We start from the raw sequence: 18084 nt of genomic DNA, 5'->3' as shown, positions 1-18084 counted from the left end.
TTTTCCAAATTTTCAAAATTAAATTTAAGCAGTTACATCAATAATAAAATCAAAATCGTATTTTAAAATTAAACTGTCTGCGGTTAAAAAATAAAAATTTTCGGTGTAAGCTTGGGCTAATAACAAGCGGTCAAAAGGGTCTTTATGGATATGGGTAAAATCATGCAAGTTTTTAATTTGACGTGGCGAAATTGGCAATTCTTTTATGTCATTATTTAATAAACCAATTCTTAATTTTTCAATATCTTGCGGAAAATCAGGTTTGTTTAATAATGATTTGATGGTTAATTCCCAAATACTTGCCACACTAAAATACAACTCGTTGTCCATATCTTTTAAAAGATTGAGCACACGGGCAGAAATTTTATTTGGTTTATTAAAGCCATACCAAATAAGCACTTGACTATCTAAAAGGATTTTCACCATACTCCCCTGCAAACATCGCATAAATCTCATCTTCATTCATACGGTCAAAATCATCAGGCACATCAAATTCTTCATTCATAAACCCAAAATTTAAGGTGCGTTGTAACTTTTTATTAGTGAGCGTAGTAATTTTTGGTTGATCATTTTCAATCACAATTCTTGCACCAATTTTATTTAATTGCTCAGTAATGACATTTAAATCCTGTTGTAATTGCTCAATAATAACAACTTGTTCCATATCGCCCCCATTGGTTTACTTTAACATTCATCATAACAATTTTTGTTAAACTAATCCACACAAATCGTTTGTACTTGCCCATCTTGAATGAAACTTCGGCAACCAAAGAAATTATTATCTGCTTTACAAATGCCATTGATGGGTTTATTTGGGTTAAATCTACTATTTTGGTCAGGTTCACAAGTACCGCTTAGGCAATCATCGCCCTTAGTGCATAATTTACCTGCATCAAGATAGGTAATGACGCACTGGTCAAAGCCAAGCATACCCACTTTTTTTATGACGCCGCCTTGTTTTTGACAGCTCACGATGTCATCGGCAGTGGCATTTTTATCGGCAAATTGGGTGGGTTTGGGTGGTGTGTGCTTCATATCTTGCGATGATTGCATTGGGTGGGTTTGTGTGGTGTTTGGATTTGGCAGTCTACCGCACGCCAATAAATTTAATGATAACAAAGCAATCAATAAACGCTTCATTTTTTAATCGTCCAATCCACCAGTTTCATCACAAAGGGGCGTAATAATGCCACACAAATAAAAGCAATAGGAAAAGCCACCACGTACGAACCAAACACACGCACAAGATAATTACCGCCAACGCCAGTATTGACCGCCACAAGCACGCACGACATGAGCAGTGCCATCAAGCCTGACATATAAAACGCAAAAACAATGCCAGCGAACTTGGCAGGGATAAAGCCTTGTTTTTTCATACTCATCTACTACTCACCCACACTTGCCATCAAATCTGCTTGATGTTCTCTAAGCAAGCTATCTAGTAGCTCGGTCATATCCCCTTCCATGATTGCATCTAGCTTATAGAGCGTGAGGTTAATCCTGTGATCCGTCATACGCCCTTGTGGAAAATTATAAGTGCGAATGCGTTCACTTCTGTCGCCAGAACCAACTAGATTTCGTCTCATATCGCTAGTGGCGTTAATTTGTGCCTCTACTTTGGCTTGCTGTATGCGAGCGATGAGCATTTTCATCGCTTTATCTTTATTGGCGTGCTGACTGCGTTCTTGTTGGCACTCTGCCACCACACCTGTGGGAATGTGGGTAATACGTACCGCAGAGTCTGTGGTATTAACGTGCTGACCGCCTGCACCGCTTGACCGATAAGTGTCAATGCGCAAATCAGCAGGATTAATCTCTACCGTATCATCAATCTCAACCTCGGGCATCACCGCCACTGTACAGGCAGACGTATGCACACGCCCCTGAGATTCAGTGGCTGGCACACGCTGTACACGATGAGCTCCAGATTCAAACTTAAGTCGTCCATACACATCTGTACCTGACACTCGGCTGATGATTTCTTTATAACCGCCATGCTCGCCTTCGTTTGCAGATAAGACTTCCACCGTCCAACCTTGACTTTGGGCGTATTTTTGGTACATACGGAACAAATCACCACTAAAAATCGCCGCTTCATCACCACCTGTACCTGCACGAATCTCCAAAAATGCAGGGTTTTTATCACTTGGGTCTTTGGGCAGCATTAAAATGTTGAGTTTATCGCCAAGCGTTTCAATCAGTGACTCATTGATGGCAATCTCTTCTTGTGCCATCTCTTTCATCTCTTCGTCATCAAGCATTTCTTGGGCAGCGGCAAGATCAGCCTCAGCGTTCAAAAATTTCGTCCATACATCAGTGATCTCAGATAAATCACTGTGTTCTACCGATAAAGCACGAAATTGCTTATTATCAGAGATAACATCAGGGTCAGATAAAAGTGCCGTAACTTCTTCAAAGCGATCAATCATTTGATCAAGGCGATGGCGTAGGGATTCTTTCATGGTTTATTCAGTTATAATACAAATAAATTATCAAACGAACATTTTAGCATAATCTATATGAAATATCATCAGCTAAATCCGCTAAACAAAAACAAAACCGCCCTATCTGCTGGCGGTTTTATGACAAATTATAAGTGTGCAATTAATCAATTCTCAGACACTCATCATATTATTACACGATTACAATCATACTTTTTTGATAATCACCGAGCCGATAGAGTAGCCTGCCCCAAATGAACAAATCACCCCTAAATCGCCACTATTGACGCCATCTTGGTGTAAATGAAACGCCACTATAGGGCTTGCTGAACTGGTGTTCCCAAACTCACTAATAGCAATCGGGGCAATCGCTTTATCCGCATCTTTGCCCATCACGGTGCGTAAGATCAAATCAATCATGTTGATGTTAGCTTGGTGTAGCCATAGGCGTTTAACTGATGACTTATCAATGTGATTTTCTGCCAAATGCGTGCTGATAATCTCAGATACCTTTGGGCAAACTTCACGAAATACTTTACGCCCTTCTTGTAAAAATAGCTTATCATTTACAGGCTCTTTGATGTCAAAGTGCATTTCTTTATCCATCGCCAAAAATTCTGCTCTATCCATAAAGCCATATTCATTCTTAATATTAGCACTAAATTGCGTCCAAAGCTTACTATCGAGCACTTCATAGCCTTTTGGTGTGTCAAGCTCTTCAATAATCGTCGCTGCAGCTACATCACCAAAGATAAAATGACTGTCTCTATTTCGCCAGTTTAGGTGAGCTGATGTGATTTCTACATTCACCACAGCAATACGCTTGCCAAGTCCTGCTTTGATACTACCCACCGCTTGGGCGATACCAAAAGTCGCTGCACTGCACGCGACATTCATGTCATAAGCAAAGCCACCTTTCATGCCGATAGCATCTTGGATTTCAATGGCAATGGCAGGATAAACACGCTGAAAATTAGAACACGCACAAATAATACCGTCTAAATCATCCGCTAAAAGTCCTGCATTATCTAAGGCATTTTGTAATGCACCAATACCCATCTGTGCCATAATAGACAGCTCTTCACCAAGCTTTCTGGCAGGGAAAATAGGTGCCATAATTTCTGGATCTAAAATGCCTTTTTTATCAATCACATAGCGAGACTTAATACCTGACGCTTTTTCAATAAATTCTGATGTAGAGTGTTGCAAAGCGACTTTCTCGCCATTTTCAATCGCTTGGGCATTTTTTTTGTTGTAGTTATCCACGTAAGTGTTAAAAGTGGTTACAAGCTCTTCATTGCTAATGCTATCTTTTGGAATATGTAGTCCTGTTGCAGTAATACAAATGCCCATAAACGCTCCTTAATAAAATTTTTGAAAAAATTCGTTACATATTGCTTGGCATTTTAGCATATTTTTAAGCAAATGGTAGTAAGTTTTAGTAAACATCTGTGCTGTTTTTTCTCAAAATTATAACTCATTTTCATAATGTCAAAATAAAAAGCGAAGTGTCGTATTTTGGTTACATTTTTAATATGTTAGATACTACTTGACATTAAAGTGTAATTTTGTCAATATATCGTAACAGGAACTTTGCATTGCTTTTAAGTCGCTCTTAAAGCACCCTGTTTAGTTCATGTAAGGTGATGCCTTAAAGATCATGGATCATGATGATACGGCTAATTTTACCTTTTAATTATCTGTCATGACAGATGAGTCCACACTGTTATCTGTAACAGTTTCTACACCATAAGGATGTTTAAATGAAAAAAAGATTTGTCCCAAGTGCCTTAATCGCTGCACTTGCTTTGGTTGCTTGTAGCGAGCAAAACCAAACTGCCACTGCTGAGAAGACTGCACCTGTTGGAGAAAGTGCTGCAGCCATTCCTGCTGACGCTAAGCTTGCTGCTAACCAAACCATCACCATCAACAATGGTGCCGAGCCAGAATCACTAGACCCTCATAAGGTTTCTGGTGTGCCAGAATCGAACCTTATTCGCCAAATGCTAATTGGTCTGACCACTACAGATAATGATGGCAACACCATTCCAGGTATGGCATCTGAGTGGTCAACAGACGACAATAAAGTCTGGACATTTAAAATCCGTGACGCCAAATGGTCTAACGGTGATCCTGTTACCGCACAGGACTTTGAATACAGCTTCAAACGCTTAACCGACCCTGCAACCGCTTCTCCGTATGCGACTTATCTAGCAGACTTCGGTGTCATTAATGCTCAAGACATCGTTGATGGTAAGACCAATCCTGATCAACTAGGCGTTAAAGCACTTGACGATAAAACGCTTCAAATTACCTTGGCTGAGCCTGTTCCTTACTTCCCAGACGTACTCATCCATACCTCTGTTAAGCCTGTCAATAAAAAGGCTATTGACACTCATGGCGATAAATGGACCTCTCCTGGTAACTTTGTGGCAAACGGCCCATACAACCTAAAAGACTGGCAAATCAATGAACGCATCGTTCTTGAGCGTAACCCAAGCTACTATGATGATGCGAACACCACCATTAACGAAGTGGTTATGCTGGCTGTTCCAGAATCAACCACCGAGACGAGCCGTTATAAAGCAGGTGAGATTGATGTAACTAATAGCATCCCATCCGATCAATTCCAACAGCTAAAAGCTGAGTTGGGCGATCAAGTGAAAGTTGCACCAAAGCTTTGTACTTACTACTATGAGTTTAACCACACCAAAGCACCATTTAATGATGAGCGAGTACGTCACGCCCTATCACTTGCCATGGATAGAGACATTATTGTCGATCAAATCTTAGGTCAAGGCCAAGAAGTGGCGTATCAATTTACCCCAACTTCTACCCAAGGCATGAAAAATTACACGCCTGAATGGAAATCATGGGATAAAGCCAAACGTATCGAAGAAGCCAAAAAACTGCTAAGCGAAGCTGGTTACTCTGAGAGCAATCCGCTTAACTTTGAATTGCTATACAACACCAGTGAAGATCATAAAAAACTTGCAGTGGCAGCAGCGTCATTCTGGAAGGATTCACTTGGTTTTGTGAATGTTAATCTAAACAACCAAGAGTGGAAAACTTATCTAGATACTCGCAGAAAGCAAGAACATCAAATGTCTCGTGGTGGCTGGTGTGCAGACTATAACGAAGCATCAACTTTCCTAAACACCTTCAAGTCTGATAACTCAAGCAACTACGGCAAGTACAGCAACCCTGAGTTTGACAAACTGATGTTATCAACGCTAGGTGCAGATGTCACCCCAGAATCTCGTGGTGAAATCTATCGCCAAGCAGAAGAAGTGCTTGATAAAGATGCAGCGACCATCTTTGTATATCATTATGTTAGCGCAGGATTAGTAAAACCTTATGTTGCAGGATATAGCAGCAAAGATCCGCAATCAACTTACCAAGTGAAAAACTGGAAGATTTTGGAACACTAATCCGCCATCTTCGTATTGCTTGAATATTTGTTAAAATCGGTCAAGTCATTGCAGTGCCGTGACTTGACTTTTTATTTTAAAGATTGTAACGGCTTTTGGTGTATCCACTCATATTTATGAGCTATGTTTATAACCTTACTCGTGATGAATTACAGTTATGCCTTACCCAAAATGGTCGATTTAATGAACAAAACTATACCTTTATGAGTACATACTATCTAAAAACATTAAAAAATCCCCAAAAAAGCCAACCATGCTCGCCAAACAAAAAAGTTGCAATACTTTACAATAAAATTATGCCCATATAATAAAAATTTATGCTATTATGTCGGTATTTTTTTGGATTACTCCTTTCTACTACTCAAGGATTGTGGTAACTGGCAGCATTAAGCCACCGATTACACGAGAGAACGCGTATGCTAAAACTTATCATCAAACGCTTTTTTGAAGCTATTCCGACGCTTTTTGTGTTAATTACAGTATCATTTTTTATGATGCGATTAGCACCCGGAAACCCTTTTACTGGCGAAAGAAACCTACCGCCTGCCGTCATGGCAAATATCGAAGCAAAATACCATCTTGATGAACCTATCTGGATGCAATACTTTTATTACCTAAAGCAACTCGCTCATGGGGATTTTGGTCCGTCATTTAAATATAAAGACCACACCATCAACGAACTGCTATCACAGACTTTGCCTGTTTCAGTTGAGATAGGTATATACGCTTTTGTGATTGCTGTTGTGATTGGGGTAAGCTTTGGCATTATTGCCGCCTTAAAACAAAACAGCGTGATTGATTATATCGTCATGACGCTTGCTATGACAGGTGTTGCCATTCCTAGCTTCGTGAAAGCTCCGCTTATTGTGCTGATTTTTGCAGTCACTCTAAAATGGCTTCCTGCTGGTGGCTGGAATGATGGTGCGTTAAGAAATATGATTCTACCTGTTACCGCACTTTCTATTGCGTACATTGCTAGTATCGCTCGTATCATGCGTGGCTCGATGATTGAGACGATGAACAGTCAATTTATTCGCACTGCACGCTCTAAGGGTTTGCCTTTGCACCATATCGTGCTTAAGCATGCACTACGCCCTGCTATGCTTCCTGTCATTTCTTATCTTGGCCCTGCTTTTGTGGGTATTATCACAGGCTCGATTGTTATTGAAGTTATTTTTGGCTTACCAGGTATCGGACAGCTTTTCGTCAATGGTGCACTAAATCGTGATTATAGTGTAGTACTAAGCCTAACCATTTTAGTTGGCGTATTAACCATTTTATTTAATGCTGTGGTTGATATTTTATACGCTGTCATTGACCCAAAAATCAAATATTAAGGACAATTCATGACAACACAACTGATAGATACCCAAGATCACGACGTCAAAGAAGTTAAAGGCAGAAGTCTGTGGCAAGATGCTTGGCGACGCTTTTCTCATAATAAAGCAGCTTTAACCAGTGGTTTTATATTGCTAATTATCACAATTTTTGTGGTGATTGCTCCTTTTTTCTCGCCTTTTGCCTATGATTATACCGACTGGTCTAATATGCAATCAGCCCCATCTGTGGCGACCAAGCACTACTTTGGCACAGACTCTTTGGGTCGTGATCTTATGGTGCGAACGGCGGTCGGCGGACGCATCTCATTGCTAGTTGGCATTGCAGGAGCATTCGTAGCGGTCTTATTTGGGACGGTTTACGGAGCAGTTTCTGGCTTTTTAGGCGGTAAAGTTGATATGGTTATGATGCGTTTTTTAGAAATTTTAAACGCATTTCCATTCATGTTTTTTGTGATTTTACTCGTTACCTTATTTGGGCGTAATATCATCTTCATCTTCGTAGCGATTGGGCTTGTATCGTGGCTTGATGTCGCTCGTATCGTGCGTGGTCAAACCCTAGGGCTAAAACGCAAAGAATTCATCGAAGCCGCTCAAGTAGGTGGTGTATCAGGCTTTGCTATCGTTATGCGTCATATTGTACCAAACGTCTTAGGCGTGGTTGTGGTATATGCTTCACTGCTTGTTCCAAGTATGATTTTATTTGAATCCTTTTTGTCATTCTTAGGTCTGGGTGTTCAAGAACCGATGACCAGTTGGGGTGCGTTATTACAAGATGGTTCTAAAACCATGCAAATCGCCCCTTGGCAGCTGCTAATTCCATCGGTATTTTTGGTGGTAACGCTGTTTTGTTTTAACTTCCTAGGCGATGGTCTGCGTGACGCACTTGACCCTAAAGACCGCTAAGCAAGGATAGCTAATTTAAGGATTAATTATGAATGATTTATTGCAAGTCAAAGATTTAAAAGTACAATTTTCCACAGAAGACGGTATCGTAACTGCTGTTAACGGGCTAAATTTCAACTTGCATAAAGGCGAAACTTTAGGCATCGTTGGTGAATCAGGCTCTGGCAAATCACAAACTGCCTTTGCCATGATGGGATTGCTTGCTAAAAATGGTAAAACATCAGGTTCAGTTTTATTTAATGGCACCGAACTTGTCGGCATGCATGAGCGTGAATTAAATAAAATTCGTGCCAATGACATCGCCATCATCTTTCAAGACCCGATGACAAGTCTAAACCCTTATATGAAAGTAGGTGACCAGCTTGCTGAAGTGCTAATCTTGCATAAAGGCATGAGTAAAGCTCAAGCGTGGCAAGAAGCCATTCATATGCTAGACGCTGTGAAAATTCCAGAAGCAGCAAAGCGAATCGGTATGTATCCGCATGAGTTTTCTGGTGGTATGCGTCAGCGTGTGATGATTGCTATGGCACTACTATGTCGTCCTAAGCTGCTCATCGCTGATGAGCCGACCACCGCTCTTGACGTTACCGTCCAAGCACAGATTATGGCTTTGTTAAATGATCTTAAGCGTGATTTTGACACCACCATCATCATGATTACGCATGATCTTGGCGTAGTAGCAGGCACTTGTGATCGAGTGCTTGTAATGTATGCAGGACGCACGATGGCTTATGGTAAGACAGATGAAATCTTTTATAGACCAAGCCACCCTTATACCATTGGACTACTTGGTGCTATTCCACGACTTGATGGCGAATCAGAAAGACTATCAACCATCGCTGGCAACCCGCCAAACCTGCTAAATCTACCAAAAGGTTGCCCTTTTGCACCTCGCTGTGAGCATGCTATGGATATCTGCCACACAAGTCCGCCACCGCTTGAGTTTCTACCAAACGAACGTCAACGTGCCTGTTATTGGAAACCGAGCGACATTTTGGCATCTGAAACAGCTATCAAGGAGATTCGAGTATGACCAGCCCTTTATTACAAGTTCATGATGTCAAAACCGTCTTCGACATTCCTGTAAAAGGTGGGTTTTTTTGGCAAAAACCTGCAACCCTAAAAGCCGTTAATGGCGTGTCTTTTATTCTAAATGCTGGCGAAACATTAGGCGTGGTTGGTGAGTCTGGCTGTGGTAAATCCACTCTAGCACGCACCATCATCGGGCTGGTTAAGGCACAATCAGGCAGCATCTTATTTGACGGTAAAGAGCTTGTCAATATGGATAAGAAATCCTTACGAGAAGCCAGAAAAGACATTCAGATGATCTTTCAAGACCCGCTAGCCAGCCTTAATCCACGCATGACAATTGGTGATATTATCGCCGAACCTTTACGCACATACTACCCCAGCATGGCTAAGGCTGAAGTGGAATCACAAGTGCGTGCCATGATGAAAAAAGTGGGACTGCTGCCAAACTTAGTAAACCGCTATCCGCATGAATTTTCTGGCGGTCAATGTCAGCGTATCGGTATTGCTCGTGCTTTAATCTTAAAGCCTAAGCTGATTATCTGTGATGAGCCTGTATCTGCACTTGACGTATCTATCCAAGCACAGGTGATTAACCTACTAAAAGATGTACAACAAGAAATGGGGCTTGCACTGATTTTTATCGCTCACGATTTATCAGTGGTTAAACACATTTCAGACCGTGTGCTTGTGATGTATCTAGGCAATGCTGTAGAAGTCGGAACAGATAAAGCTGTGTACTCCCACCCAACGCACCCTTATACCGAAGCTTTAATGAGTGCTGTACCTGTGCCTGACCCTGAAGTTGAGCACAATAAAGTCATTCAGCTGTTACCAGGTGATTTACCAAGCCCTATTAATCCGCCGTCTGGTTGTGTATTTCGCACACGCTGTCCTATCGTTTCTGATGAATGTGCCCAAACCAAGCCTACTTTACAAGGTTCAATCAACCATCAAGTAGCTTGTCTAAAGCGACAGCCACAAACTTAACCGACTTATGGTACTAAAAAGCAGCCTAATTGGGCTGCTTTTTAGTATTGTGTATTAATCGTTATAACGTTTTTAATAAAAATCACTGATAATATTTTGTTTTTGCATTAAAAATGACTACTCAACCAACTTAATCACTTAAGTTGAAATAAACTTAAGTGATTAAGTGGTTAAATGATTGAGTTTTTTTTGGTTAAAAACTTATCTAATAACATAACGACAGAACTTACATTGTTTTCTTAAAAAACGTGCAATTTTTTCTTATTTTTTTATTGCAAATACAAAAAGCTTTATAAGCTTAGCATACATTATAAAAAATCTTTGCTATAATCGCACCATTCAACATAGGAGAACCATGTGAGCTTAGCTGACTTACTTCATCATCGCCGTGCTGTGCGTGATTATCTACCCACCCCCATTGATAGTGACATCGTAACCGACTGCTTACGTCTTGCCACGCTTGCCCCTACAAGCTCTAATATGCAGTTATATGAGTTTTATCACATTACCAATAAGGCGACACTTGCCACACTGGCGAAAGCCTGCTTATCCCAAAGTGCTGCAACCACCGCCCAAGAAATGGTGGTTTTTGTGATTCGTCCTGATTTACACCGCAAGCACGCTCAGATGGTCTTTGAGTTTGAAAAACAAAACATCAAATCATACAGTCCAGCCGAGAAAGTTGCCGCTCGCATAAAGAAGTTTGACCACTATTATAACCGTCTAATGCCGCTACTATATGCCCAAAACGTACCTTTAATCAGCACGGCACGAAAAACCTTAGCCTGTGGTATTCAAAAATTTCGCCCCATTCAAGCTGATGTCTCAACCAATGACATCAAAATTGTTATGCATAAAAGCTGCGGTCTTGTGGCTCAGACATTTATGCTAGCGATGAGCGAACAGGGGCTTGATACTTGCCCTATGGAGGGGTTTGATGGTGAGATGATTAAGACGCTACTACGCCTACCCAAAGACAGTGAAGTAAATATGGTAATCTCATGCGGTATTAGAAGCGAAAAAGGCGTATGGGGCGAACGCTATCGTGTGCCTTTTGATGAGGTTTATCATAAAGTATAAGGCAATCTATTTTGCTATTTAGGTGGCGTAGCCATAATATAAACTTAATAAACCACTCAAAACGTGTACTCAAAGCGTGATACAGCTGATTTTATATCACGCTTAAAGCTTTAAGTTTAACATGTGGTAGCTTTATCCCAAGCCTTTTGTAGCCGTTTTGGTGATACAGGCACAGCGGTTTTCATGGGCTGAGCAAATAGATTGATACGATACTCTTCAACAAGCCAGCGATATTCAGCAAATCGAACATCATGCACAACTTGAGCAAGCCTTTCCATATGTTCATCAAGAGCATAAATACCATCTAGGTCGGTTTCTAGGTTGTGTGGCAGTCTGTCTAGTCGCACTTTTAAGGCGTCTAGATAGCGACCATACTGCACCCATCGATCATAATCATGACGATAAATAAAATCGGCAAGCGATAAATCATCAAGCTGATCTTCGATGTCTTCAATACTTTCGCCAAAAATATCACGATCAAGCATAAGCATCTGTCCACGCACCGTCTGCCAAGTGGTGTAGATGTGTTTTAGGGCTTTTAGCACTGATTGACCCATCAGCAGAAAGTTTGTCAAAACCATCTCATTTGTCAGCTTAAACTCATCATTGGTAAGTGGCAACTTATCCAATAAGGCGTTTTGGCTTGGTGTTAGGTTGTTTGGCAAATCGTCTAAAACCTGCCGTGTGTGTGTCTGAGACAATGCCATATCTTTAGCGAAGTTTACACCATGCACATCTAAAGTCGCTTGCAAGGTAGCGTCAACCACGATATTTTTTAGTTTATCTAAGTCTCCCAAAGGAGCAAAAGCAAGTTTAAATGCTTTATCAATTTGGCTGGCAAGCTGCTTTTGCTTAGCACCTAGATTGCCCTTAATTAAAGTTAGCACGCCTTTTTTATGCATAGCTATTGCCTTAGGCAGATCACTTAGCTCAAAAATTGCCACGCCATCACTTAACTTACCATTATCCTCAATCGGCGATAACGCACAAAACTGCTGCATTATCACGCCTGCGGTGTGCTTATTTTTAACAAAGATAAAATGCTCAGGAAAGTTATCGTGTACCCCTGTTTTCACCCCCGCCACAGCCTTAACCTTACTTTTATATTTGGCTTGGAGTTTTGTTAAATCCCGCCCTTTATCCAGCACACGATTTTTATCATCTAGTACACAGATGAGTGGTTTTAAATACTCATCAATCGCACTTACATCAAACTGATTGGGCGATACCGCCACCCCTAATTTTAATAGACTTTGGCAAAGTTGATCTAGCAAGCCTGCGGTTTTGCCCTTGTCCAAATCATCAAAAATTTGGCTCGCTGTATCAGGTATCGGTACGATTTTTCGGCGAATGTCTTTAGGTAGCGTCTTTAATAACGCTGTTACCAACGCCTGTCGCCACCCTGCAATTCCCCATAATAAATCCACGCCATCAAGCTGCGATAAGGCACTAACAGGCACACGCACACTCACGCCATCATCGGATGAACTTGGGTCAAAGACATAAGACAGTGGTAGTTTTAAAGCACCGATCTGCCAATGTTCAGGGAATTGGTTACCGACACTAGCCGACTCATTTAGTACATCTTCATCGCTAAAATATAAAAACTCATCATCTGCCATCTTACCAAGCCAGTCTTCTAGCGACTTAGCATTGGCAACTGATGAATCAATTTTGGTGTCATAAAACTGATACAGTCTTTCTTCATCCACCAATAAATCACGGCGACGCAGCTTATCTTCTGTCTTTAAGACAGTTTGTAGCTTATTTTCATTATGCGTCAAAAACTTCAGCGGTTTTGGGTAATTGTTCGCCACCAAACCATCACGGATAAAGATTTCACGACTGGCAAAAAGGTCAATATTTTCATAATTAACCAGCTCTTTATGCACTAAAATTAAGCCAAATAAGCTCACCTGCATATACGCCTTCACACGCCCTGCTTTTTTAGACCAATGCGGCTCAAAATAATGATACTTTAGTAGTCCTTTTGCAGCGTCAATCACCCATGATGGTTCAATTTTTGCCACGCAGCGTAAATATACTTGTGATGTCTCTACCACCTCAAACGCCATCACCCAATCTGCACCTTGTCTGTACATAGTACTTGCTGGGAAAATGCGTGCTTTTTGGTTGCGAGCCATCATATACTCGCCCCTAACGTCTGTCTTTTGGGCGACAAAAGACAGCAGTGCGGTTAATAACGCACGGTGCAAGTTGGCATAATGTATCGCCTGCTGTTCATTCTCGCTAAGCGGTTTTTGGGCAGTCTTATTCAGCTTTTGATTTTTTGGATGCTTCACGCTTTTTGGTGAGTCTTCAATGGTTGCGACAGTCTGATTTTGAGTGGATTTTTCAATCACAAAACCCAACTCTGCCATCATTTGGCTTAATTGTTCATGTGTTTTTTGCCATTCTTTAATGCGAGCAAAGCTTAAATAATGTTTTTTTGCAAAACTTTTACGTCCATTGCCTGTCAGTCTCTCGCCTTGATGCATTTCATGCTGATTAAACAGCACATCGTATAGCTCTATATAAAATAAAAAGTCTGAATTGTCCTTTTTAAACAAAGCATGCTTTTGGTCGGCTTGGGTCTGCTTATCGTTAGGTCTTTCTCGAACATCTTGCACCGCTAAAGCAGACACCACCACAAGCATATCAGATAGACAAGCAAACTCATCGCCTGCAATTAGCATTCTAGCTAAGCGTGGATCAATAGGCATTTTTGCCATTTTCTTGCCAATAGCGGTCAGACTGCTTGAGCTGATACGGCGTTTTTTATGAGCAGTCTTGGTGGGTTTCTCACTAATCGCCCCCAGCTCGTGAAGTAGTTTTTTACCATCATTAATTAAGCGAAAGTCAGGCGGTGTAATAAAATCAAATTCAGCGACATCACCAAGCCCTAAGTTTTCCATTTGTAAAATAACACTTGCCAAATTGGTGCGTAAAATCTCAGGCTCGGTAAATTCAGGACGCATCTCAAAGTCTTCCTTGGAATACAAGCGAATGCATAAGCCATCGCCCAAGCGTCCACACCGACCTTTACGCTGGTTGGCAGATGCTTGGCTAATCGCTTCAATCGGTAGCCTTTGGATGCGTGAACGATAACTGTATCGACTAATACGAGCAAAACCCAAATCAATCACATAATAGATATTTGGTACAGTTAATGCCGTCTCAGCGACGTTAGTGGCAATAATAATTCGGCGGCCCTTACCACTTGGGCTAAAAATCTTTTGTTGCTCGCTGTAACTTTGGCGAGCAAATAGTGGTAAAACTTCGGTATGCGGTAAGTTGTGGCTGGTGAGAATATCTTGAAGTTCTCTAATTTGTGCCTCTGTACTGGCAAAAACCAAAATATCCGACTGGTGCGGTCTACCTTTAGCATGTGCATCGCTAAAGCATTCATTAACCGCACTTACTAAGGCATAAGGTAAATTATCTTCTGCTTCGTTAAACGCATCGTCATCATGGCTTTGGATAATCTGTTCGCTAATCGGTCGATAACGAACCTCAACAGGATAACTGCGACCCTCTACACTAATGATAGGGGTCATCTCACTTTGTCCAAAATATTTGGCAAAGCGTGCCGTATCAAGGGTGGCGGACGTAATAATAACTTTTAAATCAGGGCGTTTTGGCAATAGGCGTTTTAGGTAGCCTAAGATAAAATCAATATTTAAGCTGCGTTCATGGGCTTCATCAATAATGATGGTATCATATCGACTTAAGAATTTATCATGTGCCATCTCCGCAAGTAATATGCCATCTGTCATCAGCTTAATGATAGAGTGACTGCCCCCTTCTTCGGTGAAACGCACCTTAAAGCTCACCGTTTCGCCAAGCTTCTCACCAAGCTCATCAGCGATACGAGTGGCGACAGAGCGAGCAGCAAGTCGTCTAGGCTGCGTATGCCCTATCTGCCCTGTAATGCCACGACCAGCAAGCATAGCAAGCTTAGGTAGCTGCGTGGTTTTACCAGAGCCTGTCTCGCCTGCCACGATAATCACCTGATGGTCTTGGATTGCCTTGATAATCTTATCAGCTTGGGCTACCACTGGCAATTCGGCATTTAGCGTATCACGCACATGAGTAGGAATGCTTTGTTTTCGTTTTTGGGCGATGCTTTGAGAATGCGATAGCACTTGATCGTATTTGGCTTGCTTTTTGGCTTTTAATTGAGCTGGCAAGTCGCCTTTTAGCTCTTTTGCCAACCGACTTAAAAAATAGCGATCTTTAGCCAGTATGGTGGTATTTTTATAATTTAGCATATTATTTAACTTGGTATTTGGTTCAGTTTTTAAGGTATTAAGGGGTTTGTGATGGTCAAACTAAAGCATATCACTTAATTAAAATATGATATAATCAGCCCATTTCATCACCAATATAGCCTATGGACGTCACACGCTATTTGCCAGCTTTAATAAAGCACTGTTTATATCGCAGTTTAGCTGCATCTTTATTCGTGGTGCTGTTACAGCTGCTATCAGGCTGTCAGGCTGTCAGTTATCATCAAAGTCCATTACCTATTGATGGTATTAATTCTTCTGTGCCACCTGATAATTCTAAAGCAGCAGAACAAGCAACAAAATCAGCCAAAAAACCATCTAAATCAACACCAAAACTCGCAAAATCTACCAACAAACTCATTGATAGAATTTTTATTTTAGAAAGCTGGTTTTAGTGGCTTTGTGTTTGATTTGAATGGTAATTTATGACAGTTTTTGCCAAATGCTCGCCAAACCAAACAGCGGTATCAATATCACCTTGGCATGGCGTTACTTCAGCAGGGGCGTCATTTGACTGAGTCATCAGACCAAGAAAGCTAGATAAACGATTTAGATCAGTTTCGCTACTGCCTGTTGGTAGTAGTGGCAGACCAACCCAGTTCATTCCGTGCTGCATGGCAAATAAACATAAATGCTGTAACACTGCCAGCTTATCACCAGACAGCCCGCCAGAGTTGGCAAATCCTGCCGATAGCTTGCCTTGCCAGTCTCGAGTAACCCAACGCTTAGAAGTGGCATCCATAAACATCTTAAAGCCCGCTGTTACACCGCCTAAATAGACGGCTGTACCAAATACCAGCATATCAGCATTATCCATATACGCCCAATCTTCATCGCTAAGATTGGTTACATCCACCAAATGGGCGTGTGTATGACAAGACACACCCTTAGCAATGGCTGTCGCTACTCGGCGAGTATGCCCATAGTTAGAGTGATAGATGATCGCAATGCTCATGTCTTAATCCGTTTATTATTATCAACACAAACTGCCAATTTTACCACAAAAGTACTATTTTCGCCATTAAACCAGCTTTAAACCAAGCTAAACGCTCCAAGCCTAATTTATCACCCAAAACTCATCATCAAAGTAAAATTATGCTACAATGCAAAAGTTATTTTTCACCATTTTTAGCTTAAGTTATGACAACACCAACAACATACCCATGCCCTACCTGTAAAAGACCTGCCACATGGACAGATAACCCAAATAAGCCTTTTTGTTCAGAGCGATGTAAGCTCATTGATCTTGGCTCGTGGGCAGCTGAAGAATATAAGATTGCCGCAGCTGACACGCCTTTTAGTGATGAGATTGATGATCAAAAAACCTAAATATCATAAACTCATCACATATAAAAATCCCCAGCCTAAAATGCCATTTATCATCAGCAATCTGAAATTTTGGAGAAAATAATGAGTTATCTAATGCCAACTTACGCTCGTCAGCCTATAAACTTTGTAAAAGGTCAAGGAAGCTACCTGTGCGACGACCAAGGGGTAGAATACTTAGACGCCTTGACAGGGATTGCTGTCTGTGGACTTGGGCACTGCCACCCTGCCATTACTAAGGCGACACAAGACCAAGCAAGTAAGCTTATTCACACCAGTAATCTATTTGGCATTCCTTGGCAAGAAAAGGCAGGTGAGATGTTATGTCGTGCCGCTGGTATGCAAAAAGTATTCTTTGCTAATTCTGGAGCTGAAGCCAATGAATGTGCCTTAAAGTTGGCTCGTCTGTATGCTCATAATAAAGGCAAATCACATCCAAAAGTCATTGTCATGCAAAATGCCTTTCATGGACGCACCTTACTTACAGTAACCGCCACCGCAAACCCTAAAGCACGTGAAGGGTTTTTCACTTTAGATAACGACTTTATTAGAGTGCCTTTTAATGATGTTGAAGCGATAAGACGACTTTCAGATGATACTGATATTTGTGCTGTATTACTTGAGCCAATCCAAGGCGAAGGCGGTTTACACGTTCCATCTGATGACTACCTAGAGTCAGTTGCTGATATTTGCCAAACCAACGACTGGCTTTTTATGCTAGATGAAGTACAAACAGGCAATGGGCGTACAGGTAAATATTTTGCCTATCAACACAGCAACGTCAAGCCTGACGTAATTACCACCGCCAAGGGGCTTGGCAATGGCTTTCCTGTAGGGGCATGTATGGTGGCAAACAAAGCAGCAGACCTATTTGGGGCAGGTTCTCATGGCTCAACTTATGGCGGCACGCCTTTTGGCTGCCGTATTGTCTGCACAGTGTATGACAATCTTACACACGAAGTACTGACCAATGCAGCCAACCAAGGTGATTATATCTGTAAGCGTATCCAAGATGAATTTAGTAGCCAAGGCGTTAACGTACGAGGTAAAGGCATGATGATTGGTGTGGTTATGCCAGATGGCACAGATTGCACACGTATTGTTGATTATGCTCGAGATCGCTATAAGCTTATCATAAATGTCACAGGTGGCAATGTCATTCGCTTACTACCCACCCTAAATCTTAGTCGTACTGATGCAGACGAGCTTATTGCACGTCTTATAGCGGTTATAAATGACACGTTACAGGCTTAAT

Annotated in this window: 17 protein-coding genes; 9 read left to right on the top strand and 8 right to left on the bottom strand. The window is 41.4% G+C overall.

What is annotated here, in order from left to right; all coding sequences use genetic code 11:
* Positions 1-24: 24 nt before the first annotated feature.
* From LU293_RS09080 to LU293_RS09055, 6 genes are all read right to left on the bottom strand, one after another.
* A complete protein-coding gene (locus tag LU293_RS09080) occupies positions 25-426 on the bottom strand; it encodes a type II toxin-antitoxin system VapC family toxin (RefSeq protein WP_242747473.1) in 402 nt (133 codons plus the stop codon).
* On the bottom strand, positions 404-664 hold the full coding sequence (locus LU293_RS09075; RefSeq protein ID WP_242747471.1) for a hypothetical protein: 261 nt from the start codon (positions 662-664) through the stop codon (positions 404-406). The genes LU293_RS09080 and LU293_RS09075 overlap by 23 nt, the downstream gene beginning before the upstream one ends.
* A gap of 50 nt (positions 665-714) precedes the next feature.
* Positions 715-1140, bottom strand: a complete 426-nt coding sequence (locus LU293_RS09070; RefSeq protein WP_242747470.1) for a hypothetical protein — start codon at positions 1138-1140, stop codon at positions 715-717.
* Positions 1137-1382 carry a DUF2798 domain-containing protein gene (locus LU293_RS09065; RefSeq protein ID WP_242747468.1) on the bottom strand — a complete coding sequence of 82 codons (246 nt, stop codon included), beginning with the start codon at positions 1380-1382 and terminating at the stop codon, positions 1137-1139. Before LU293_RS09065 ends, LU293_RS09070 begins: the two co-directional genes overlap by 4 nt.
* Positions 1383-1385: 3 nt before the next feature.
* A complete protein-coding gene (prfA, locus tag LU293_RS09060; RefSeq protein WP_242747466.1) occupies positions 1386-2462 on the bottom strand; it encodes a peptide chain release factor 1 in 1077 nt (358 codons plus the stop codon).
* Between the two features lie 186 nt (positions 2463-2648).
* Positions 2649-3794 (bottom strand): beta-ketoacyl-ACP synthase III, encoded by a 1146-nt coding sequence (locus LU293_RS09055; RefSeq protein ID WP_242747464.1) that lies wholly within the window; start codon positions 3792-3794, stop codon positions 2649-2651.
* A gap of 410 nt (positions 3795-4204) precedes the next feature.
* On the opposite strand from LU293_RS09055, the gene LU293_RS09050 reads away from it, so the two are divergent.
* The 6 genes from LU293_RS09050 (at position 4205) to LU293_RS09025 (ending at position 11214) form a co-directional block, all read left to right on the top strand.
* Positions 4205-5872: an ABC transporter substrate-binding protein gene (locus LU293_RS09050; RefSeq protein WP_242747462.1), complete on the top strand. Its 1668-nt coding sequence runs from the start codon at positions 4205-4207 to the stop codon at positions 5870-5872.
* A 416-nt stretch (positions 5873-6288) separates the two neighbouring features.
* Positions 6289-7209 (top strand): oligopeptide ABC transporter permease OppB, encoded by a 921-nt coding sequence (gene oppB, locus LU293_RS09045; RefSeq protein ID WP_242747460.1) that lies wholly within the window; start codon positions 6289-6291, stop codon positions 7207-7209.
* A gap of 9 nt (positions 7210-7218) precedes the next feature.
* Positions 7219-8115 carry an oligopeptide ABC transporter permease OppC gene (gene oppC / locus LU293_RS09040; protein WP_242747458.1) on the top strand — a complete coding sequence of 299 codons (897 nt, stop codon included), beginning with the start codon at positions 7219-7221 and terminating at the stop codon, positions 8113-8115.
* A gap of 28 nt (positions 8116-8143) precedes the next feature.
* Positions 8144-9148, top strand: a complete 1005-nt coding sequence (gene oppD / locus LU293_RS09035) for an oligopeptide ABC transporter ATP-binding protein OppD (RefSeq protein WP_242747457.1) — start codon at positions 8144-8146, stop codon at positions 9146-9148.
* Positions 9145-10134, top strand: a complete 990-nt coding sequence (oppF, locus tag LU293_RS09030; RefSeq protein WP_242747454.1) for a murein tripeptide/oligopeptide ABC transporter ATP binding protein OppF — start codon at positions 9145-9147, stop codon at positions 10132-10134. The genes oppD and oppF overlap by 4 nt, the downstream gene beginning before the upstream one ends.
* Before the next feature lie 357 nt (positions 10135-10491).
* Complete coding sequence (locus LU293_RS09025) at positions 10492-11214, top strand: nitroreductase family protein (protein WP_242747452.1); 723 nt, start codon at positions 10492-10494, stop codon at positions 11212-11214.
* Between the two features lie 116 nt (positions 11215-11330).
* On the opposite strand, the gene hrpA is transcribed toward LU293_RS09025, so the two are convergent.
* A complete protein-coding gene (gene hrpA, locus LU293_RS09020; protein WP_242747451.1) occupies positions 11331-15485 on the bottom strand; it encodes an ATP-dependent RNA helicase HrpA in 4155 nt (1384 codons plus the stop codon).
* A 122-nt stretch (positions 15486-15607) separates the two neighbouring features.
* On the opposite strand from hrpA, the gene LU293_RS09015 reads away from it, so the two are divergent.
* Complete coding sequence (locus LU293_RS09015) at positions 15608-15898, top strand: hypothetical protein (RefSeq protein ID WP_242747449.1); 291 nt, start codon at positions 15608-15610, stop codon at positions 15896-15898.
* Here LU293_RS09015 and LU293_RS09010 read toward each other — a convergent pair.
* Complete coding sequence (locus LU293_RS09010) at positions 15895-16458, bottom strand: flavodoxin family protein (protein ID WP_242747447.1); 564 nt, start codon at positions 16456-16458, stop codon at positions 15895-15897. The two genes, LU293_RS09015 and LU293_RS09010, sit on opposite strands and share 4 nt — an antisense overlap.
* Positions 16459-16643: 185 nt before the next feature.
* Here LU293_RS09010 and LU293_RS09005 point away from each other — a divergent pair, with 185 nt between their 5' ends.
* A complete protein-coding gene (locus tag LU293_RS09005) occupies positions 16644-16832 on the top strand; it encodes a DNA gyrase inhibitor YacG (protein WP_242747445.1) in 189 nt (62 codons plus the stop codon).
* Positions 16833-16913: 81 nt separating this feature from the next.
* Complete coding sequence (locus LU293_RS09000; RefSeq protein WP_242747443.1) at positions 16914-18083, top strand: aspartate aminotransferase family protein; 1170 nt, start codon at positions 16914-16916, stop codon at positions 18081-18083.
* The last annotated feature ends 1 nt before the right edge of the window (position 18084 follow it).

The organism is Moraxella nasovis, assembly GCF_022701215.1.
Classification (GTDB): Bacteria; Pseudomonadota; Gammaproteobacteria; order Pseudomonadales; family Moraxellaceae; genus Moraxella; species Moraxella nasovis.
This window is presented reverse-complemented; position numbering and strand designations above follow the sequence as displayed.